General features: G+C 48.0%; 7 protein-coding genes. 5 read left to right on the top strand and 2 right to left on the bottom strand.

The annotated features are described in order from the left end of the window. Nucleotides 1–139: 139 nt before the first annotated feature. Nucleotides 140–610, top strand: coding sequence for a hypothetical protein (locus tag Q0991_RS04715; protein ID WP_299485966.1), 471 nt, complete (start codon nt 140–142; stop codon nt 608–610). A 334-nt stretch (nt 611–944) separates the two neighbouring features. Beyond that, nucleotides 945–1466 (top strand): tetratricopeptide repeat protein, encoded by a 522-nt coding sequence (locus Q0991_RS04710; protein ID WP_299485965.1) that lies wholly within the window; start codon nt 945–947, stop codon nt 1464–1466. An 88-nt stretch (nt 1467–1554) separates the two neighbouring features. Here Q0991_RS04710 and Q0991_RS25065 read toward each other — a convergent pair whose 3' ends face one another. Further along, nucleotides 1555–1734: a transposase gene (locus Q0991_RS25065; protein ID WP_366524897.1), complete on the bottom strand. Its 180-nt coding sequence runs from the start codon at nt 1732–1734 to the stop codon at nt 1555–1557. A 243-nt stretch (nt 1735–1977) separates the two neighbouring features. Here Q0991_RS25065 and Q0991_RS04700 point away from each other — a divergent pair, with 243 nt between their 5' ends. Together Q0991_RS04700 and Q0991_RS04695 are read left to right on the top strand one after the other, a co-directional pair. Then, the gene (locus tag Q0991_RS04700; protein WP_299485963.1) at nt 1978–2460 is read left to right on the top strand and encodes an SRPBCC family protein; all 483 of its coding nucleotides are present in this window, start codon (nt 1978–1980) and stop codon (nt 2458–2460) included. Between the two features lie 207 nt (nt 2461–2667). Next, on the top strand, nt 2668–3150 hold the full coding sequence (locus Q0991_RS04695) for a GNAT family N-acetyltransferase (RefSeq protein ID WP_299485962.1): 483 nt from the start codon (nt 2668–2670) through the stop codon (nt 3148–3150). Between the two features lie 56 nt (nt 3151–3206). Here Q0991_RS04695 and Q0991_RS04690 read toward each other — a convergent pair whose 3' ends face one another. After that, nucleotides 3207–3584 (bottom strand): RidA family protein, encoded by a 378-nt coding sequence (locus tag Q0991_RS04690; RefSeq protein WP_299485961.1) that lies wholly within the window; start codon nt 3582–3584, stop codon nt 3207–3209. Between the two features lie 278 nt (nt 3585–3862). Here Q0991_RS04690 and mutS point away from each other — a divergent pair, with 278 nt between their 5' ends. Beyond that, nucleotides 3863–6514 (top strand): DNA mismatch repair protein MutS, encoded by a 2652-nt coding sequence (gene mutS / locus Q0991_RS04685; protein ID WP_299485960.1) that lies wholly within the window; start codon nt 3863–3865, stop codon nt 6512–6514. Nucleotides 6515–6671 lie beyond the last annotated feature (157 nt).

Below are 6671 nucleotides of genomic sequence, written 5' to 3'. Positions count from 1 at the left end.
GCTTATAGAGGTGTCATTGTTGGCCTATATCTCGACTAATTTCTAGCGATTAGAGTTGACCAAAACAGAGGTGAGTTCTTTTCCATAAATCACCTTAGGATTAACCGATTCGAAAACAGGGCTTTTAGACTATCGTTCAATGGAAAAAGTTCTCACCTATGCCCTAGACAAGATGGGAACCCATTCGGATTCTCCCTGGTATCGATCAACCTGTTTATTTGTGATGGAGTTTCAAGGCGTCCCTGACTCAGGAACCGCTAATTCAGCGGCGGTTTGGTCCATGATTACGGATCGACTTCAACGCCAACTATCTCCACGAAGTTGGCTCCACTATGATGGCAATGCTCGGTTGTATTGCGTCACGTTAGGAATGGCGATTGAGGCGGCGGCGGATTATGGTGAGTTTTTATCGACGGTGTTGGATGAACCCCTACAATTGGTCGATGGTTCGGAATTGTCAGTGGACTTGCGGGTGGGGGGTGCGATCGCGCGTCAAACCGCCCCTGTTACCAGCCAACAACTGATGACGCAAGCTGAGAAAATGTTGGAAAAATCTAGCCTTTGGGGTCGCAGTCGTTTCCGAATGATAGACGCAAGCGCATCCTCCTAGAGGGAGAGAAGGCTTCAGGAGCAACGTCTGTTCGTAACCATCCATTCACTTGCAATACCCAGGCCAACTTGTCAATGATTTGAAATCCAGAAAATGGCAAGAATTGTGTCAGTTAAGGGCGATGCTAGTTTTATTTCTTAGAATAGGTAATATAAGCATTTTCCCCTCTGAATTCTTCAAACATAGCGATCAATAGCCTTGGCCTCCGTTAGAGGCTCTTGGCCTACTTTAGCTAGGTATTTTTTCTTATTAATTCAAGACAATAATCGCTTTTAGTTGTTCATAATTAAAGGCCAATTTTCTGCATCTCAATTTCAAGAGGCTAGGTCTAGTTATGCTTGTTTCTCCTCATCGTTACTGGCTCCTGTTTACCTTACTTGCTGCTGGTGGCCTTGCAATCGGCATCGGTCAAGATGGATCTGCCACACCCCATGGGCAACCCCACCCATCTCCTTTGGAAAATATTGCTCTGTCCAGGGAGGATCGGTCCCAAATTTTATTTTCAGCGGGCATCCAAAAAGCGTTGCGAGGAGATTATGCTCACGCTATTGAAGATTATGATCAGGCTCTGAAACTAGCGCCTAGCAATTCAGAGGTCTATTACAATCGAGGCGTTGCTTATTTTTCGATTAACCGTCCCCAGAATGCCCTTCAAGATTTCAGTCAGGCGATTGCTTTACAACCGAAGATGGCAGAGGCTTATGGAAATCGGGGGTTAATTCGCCAGACGCTGGGAGACCGTCAAGGAGCCTTGGCAGATTACCAACAAGCTAGACTTCTGTTTCAACAAAAGGGAGATTTTCCTGCAGCTCAGCAGATGGAGCATTGGATCAATCAACATGAGATTCCTAAATGATTGTGTAGAGATCAGGTGGGCCGCAGAATATCATCTCTCCATGATCGTTCGATGCTGACAGAAGCAATTAACCCTATCACACAAATCCTCAAATCCTTGAACAATTCCGTGCTACAAGGTCAGATAGAGCATGCTGAATCCGTTTGGGGTCACGCAGATCGGTGAAGCAGTTTGCAAAGAGCTGGGTCAGTTGAAAGTGCTCATCAACTTGCTGAATCAGGAGCAAGCCCCCGTCACTGGTGAGACTACCGCCGTTGAAATCTGCCACGATCTTGCGGTTGCCTAGCTTGCCAAAAGCAGGGACACTCAGTTTGGGGTGAAGGCATGAGAAAAGGTCGCTAGAGTTATGTAGTCACTGCATTCTCACCGTTTCTAACTCACCAACTCAATCTGTGTTGTTGATCCTTTACCTTGATTCATTGAGTTGTCGCAATTGGGGCAGAAATGAGGGTGTTATACGGCAAAGTGTCGTATAACCATAGTTAGGTTGCACAAAATAAGAGTACGTTGCATGAGTTTACTTTCAGCAACCGTTAAGACTACCGTCACAGCTAATCAAGCTGATGCTTTTGAGCATATTGTGCCTATTGATCTAACCTCCATATTTAAAGGTTATGGTCCGCTACCATCGGTCACAGGGACTCAGAACCAAGTTGGCGATTGGGATACAGCAGGTCAAACACGCACTGTACATTTATCAGATAAAAGTTCTGTCCAAGAGCTACTTACAAAATATGAGCACCCGCATTACTTCAGTTATACGGTTAGCAGTTTTACTAACGTACTGCGATTTCTTATAACTTCTGCTAACGGGGAGTGGTGGTTTACTACTGGCTCATCGGGTCAGACTGATATTAAGTGGCGTTATGCATTCAATGCACGGTCTTTTTTAGCGATTCCAGTGCTTTGGTTGATTACCAATATATTGTGGCGAAATTATATGTGCAAGGTGCTACAACTATCCAAAGCACAGATTGAAAACAGTACCACCTAACAAGGGCTTGCAATGCAACGGAGGCGTACACTGTCAGTTCCGCCGCCCGCTGAAGCCCAAGCCGTTATGCCGCAAATTTTGTTTGTAATAACATGAATACCAAGCTATTGATGTGTGTCCAAAAAATGGAGCTTTTGATTATGCCTGTAAAATGGCTGAATTGGCAGTGTGTGAGATGCAGTATTTGATGATTATTGCTACAAGATTATGGTAAACACTCCAAGGATTCGCTACGCTTGTCCAAGTGATTACAGCCCAATCATTAGTGTTCTTGATGCATGGTGGGGAGGACGACAAATGAGCGATATGCTTCCCAGACTCTTTTTCACTCACTTCCAAGAAACAAGTTTTGTCGCAGAACTCAACAACAGCACAATTGGTTTTCTAGTCGGATTTTTGTCGCAGTCTCATCAAGAAGAAGCATACATACACTTCGTAGGTATTCATCCAGATTTTAGAAATCAGGGCATAGGTAGTACACTTTATAGAAAGTTTTTCCAGACTGCTCAAGAGTTTGGCCGTAGTCAGATTAAATGTGTTACTTCCCCAGTCAATAAAAGTTCAATTTCTTATCATCTACATATGGGATTTGAGGCTGAACAAAGTGAGATGCAGGAAGATGGTGTGCCCTATCATTTGGACTATGACGGAATTGGAGAACATCGAGTGTTATTCATAAAGCATTTGTAAGTGATGCATTCATGCATTGGTTATATTTTGAGGTGCCTAACAGATGCTGTGCCTATTCAATCTTTCATCGCGATGGCTTGAACTTTTACTTTCGCCCCGAAAGGGAGTTTCGCAACCTCGTAGATAGTGCGTGCTGGTCTATTAGAAAAAAGTTCTTCGTAGAGTTGGTTTACTTCTGGTAGTTCGTCTAAGTCCGAGAAAGCTAAATCGACGTAAACTATCCCCTCCTTTGAGAAGCTTGCCTCTAGAGCGATTAGGAAGACTAATTCAAAGGCTCTCTCGGCCTCCTCCCGTGCAGTTCCGGCACGATAACCGTCTTCGTAAACCGCTAGCTGACCCGATATGTGACAGGTGTTACCAACCACCACCGCATTCGAGATAGGTGATGGGCTGGCTGGCACACCTGGTACTGAAACGATGAATCTCCTCGTCATGTAGTTTCACCCTTGAAAGCATTCTCACTTTCGGTCAGCTTAGCAGCCTCTTTCGTCGTGATACGTTATTGTCGTCCCAATACAAAGTGTTAATTGAGCAAATTCCTTGCAAGCCTTGTTAGAGAAGGGGTTGCCGACTCCTAAACCAGGGCTAGTGAGAAATCCAGGTCCAGAAGGTCTATTAGTGATGTGGTTTAGTGAATTTATTTAGGTTTGTTGAGACCTGCTAGCCACTGCGATAGAGTCGTAATCAGTACATTTGGACTTGATGATCCGCCATGAGCGACTCGGTTGCCCCTGATGCCCCTGTCTTACGAGAAGGCAAAAACCCAGCCCAACATCGAGATCGCACCACTGTAGACCGGGACGCACTCACGCCGATGATGCGTCATTACGTGGATCTCAAGGACGAATATCCTCAGACGATTTTGCTGTATCGGATGGGGGATTTTTATGAAACCTTTTTTGAAGATGCTTGTACCATTGCCCAAGCCTTAGAGCTAGTCCTTACCAGTCGGCAAGCCGGAAACGATATTGGCCGCGTAGCAATGGCAGGCATTCCTCACCATCAATTGGATCGCTACAGTCGCTTGTTAGTGGAAAAGGGCTACGCCGTCGCCATCTGCGACCAGATGGAAGATCCAGCTCAGGCCCAGGGACTCGTCAAACGAGAAGTGACCCGTGTGATTACCCCGGGAACCCTGTTGGAAGAAGGGATGCTGAATGCCCGCAGTAACAACTTCCTCGCAGCCTTTGTGTTGGCAGGCAACCACTGGGGATTGGCCTATGCCGATATCTCAACCGGAGAATTCCTGACCACTCAGTTCAGTGAGCGGGACACCTTGGCTCAGGAGCTACTCCGCCTCCACCCTTCAGAAGTACTATTCCCGACGGACGCCCCAGATATTCAGCAGATTTTGCGACCGGGCGAAAACTCAGACCTGCTGCCGGAGGGGTTGCCGAATCAGTTTTGCTATACGTTGAGATCGCAAACCTCATTCACCCAAGCAGAAGCCCGCCAGCGCATCCAAGAAGTCTATGGGGTCCGCTCCTTAGAAGGGCTGGGCTGTGAACATCTCCCCTTAGCGGTGCGAGCTGCGGGTGGACTACTGGCCTATCTAGAAGCCACCCAAAAAGACACCCACATCCCCCTCCAACCCCTCGCTACCTATACCCTTAGCCAATATTTGGTCCTCGATCACCAAAGTCGGCGTAATTTAGAACTGACCCAGACCTCTCGCGATGGCACCTTTCGGGGGTCTTTACTGTGGGCCATAGACCGAACTCGGACCGCTATGGGGAGTCGTGCGCTTCGGCGGTGGTTGCTGCAGCCCCTCCTCGATCGCCAGGATATTCAAGCTCGCCAAGCTACCATTACTGAACTACTTCCCCAAACCGGATTTCGCAAAGAACTCCAAAACCAACTCCAGAAAATTTACGATCTGGAACGCTTGGCGGGGCGGGCAGGTTCTGGTACCGCTAATGCCCGCGATCTCGTTGCCTTAGCTGAATCCTTGGGCCAACTCACCGAGCTATCCCATAAGGTGGCTAAGTGCGAAGCCCAGTATTTAAAAGCGTTGCAGACCGTTCCGCCCATCCTCGATCAGCTTGCCCAGCGCTTGCGGGCCCATTTAGTCGAATCCCCACCTATCTCCCTGACTGAGGGAGGCATTATCAAGCCTGGCGTCAACGGTGAGCTGGATCAAATGCGCCAGCAAATTGTCAGTGACCAACAGTGGATTGCCAACCTGGAAAAAGACGAACGAGAACGCACTGGGATTACTACCTTAAAAGTGGGATTTAACAAAGCCTTTGGCTACTTTATTAGTATCTCTCGGGCCAAAGCCGACCAAGCTCCGGATGACTATATTCGCAAGCAAACCCTAACCAACGAAGAGCGATTTATCACCCCAGAGCTAAAGGAGCGGGAAGCCCGTATCTTTACCGCCCAAACGGAACAGTTTCAACTGGAGTACGACCTATTTGTCGCCCTCCGCTCGGAAGTAGGGGAGCAAGCCAGCTTAATCCGAACCGTTGCTACCGCCGTCGCCGCTGTCGATATCTTAGTGGGCCTGACGGAAGTTGCGGTGTATCAGGGCTACTGCTGTCCTGATATCAGCGACAGTCGCGAAATTCATATCCTCGATGGTCGTCATCCAGTGGTGGAGCAGTCTCTGCCTCCCGGCTTCTTCGTTCCCAATGCTACAGAACTAGGCAGTGCTCCTTCCTCAAGTGCAGTGTCTCATCCCGATTTGGTGATTTTAACGGGACCCAATGCCAGTGGTAAAAGTTGCTATCTGCGTCAGGTGGGTCTGGTCCAGTTGATGGCCCAGATTGGCAGTTATGTTCCTGCTCAGTCGGCTCGGTTAGGGATTTGCGATCGCATCTTTACTCGCGTGGGTGCTGTAGACGATCTGGCAACGGGCCAGTCTACCTTTATGGTGGAAATGAACGAAACCGCCAATATCCTTAATCATGCTTCAGACAAGTCTTTAGTGCTTTTAGATGAAATTGGTCGAGGCACTGCCACCTTCGATGGTTTGGCGATTGCTTGGTCCGTGGCTGAGCACCTTGCTACCGTTATCCAAGCTCGAACCATTTTTGCGACCCATTACCATGAGCTCAATGAGCTGGCGAGCTTGGTGGAAAATGTCGCCAACTATCAAGTCCTGGTCAAAGAACTCCCGGATCAAATTATTTTTCTCCATCAAGTCTGTCCGGGTGGGGCGAGTCGCTCCTATGGAATTGAGGCAGGACGGTTGGCAGGCTTGCCCCCATCGGTGATCAAGCGAGCCAAGCAAGTGATGAAGCAAATTGAACAGCATAGCAAAATCGCGGTGGGACTTCGCAAAGGCAATACTCAATCTCGCCCTCGCAAATCAGCAGAGACTTCCAAAGAGCAAACCCAGCAGTTTGAGCTACCTTTTTGAAGCAGATTGAGCTGGGTCTGGAGGCATGGTTTAAAAACAGGAGATTTTGGGTTACACCTCCACGGCAAAATAAACCATCATTTTTCGATGGCTTGAGGTCTACTTCTACCCAATCAGGTCAGACTATGCCCTTTGGAATCGCTTGAATCCCAACAGC

The sequence above is a fragment of the Acaryochloris sp. IP29b_bin.137 genome, assembly GCF_028285745.1.
In the GTDB taxonomy this organism is placed as follows: domain Bacteria; phylum Cyanobacteriota; class Cyanobacteriia; order Thermosynechococcales; family Thermosynechococcaceae; genus Acaryochloris.
Note: the sequence above shows the minus strand (reverse complement) of the source record. Positions and strands in the feature narration are given on the sequence as shown.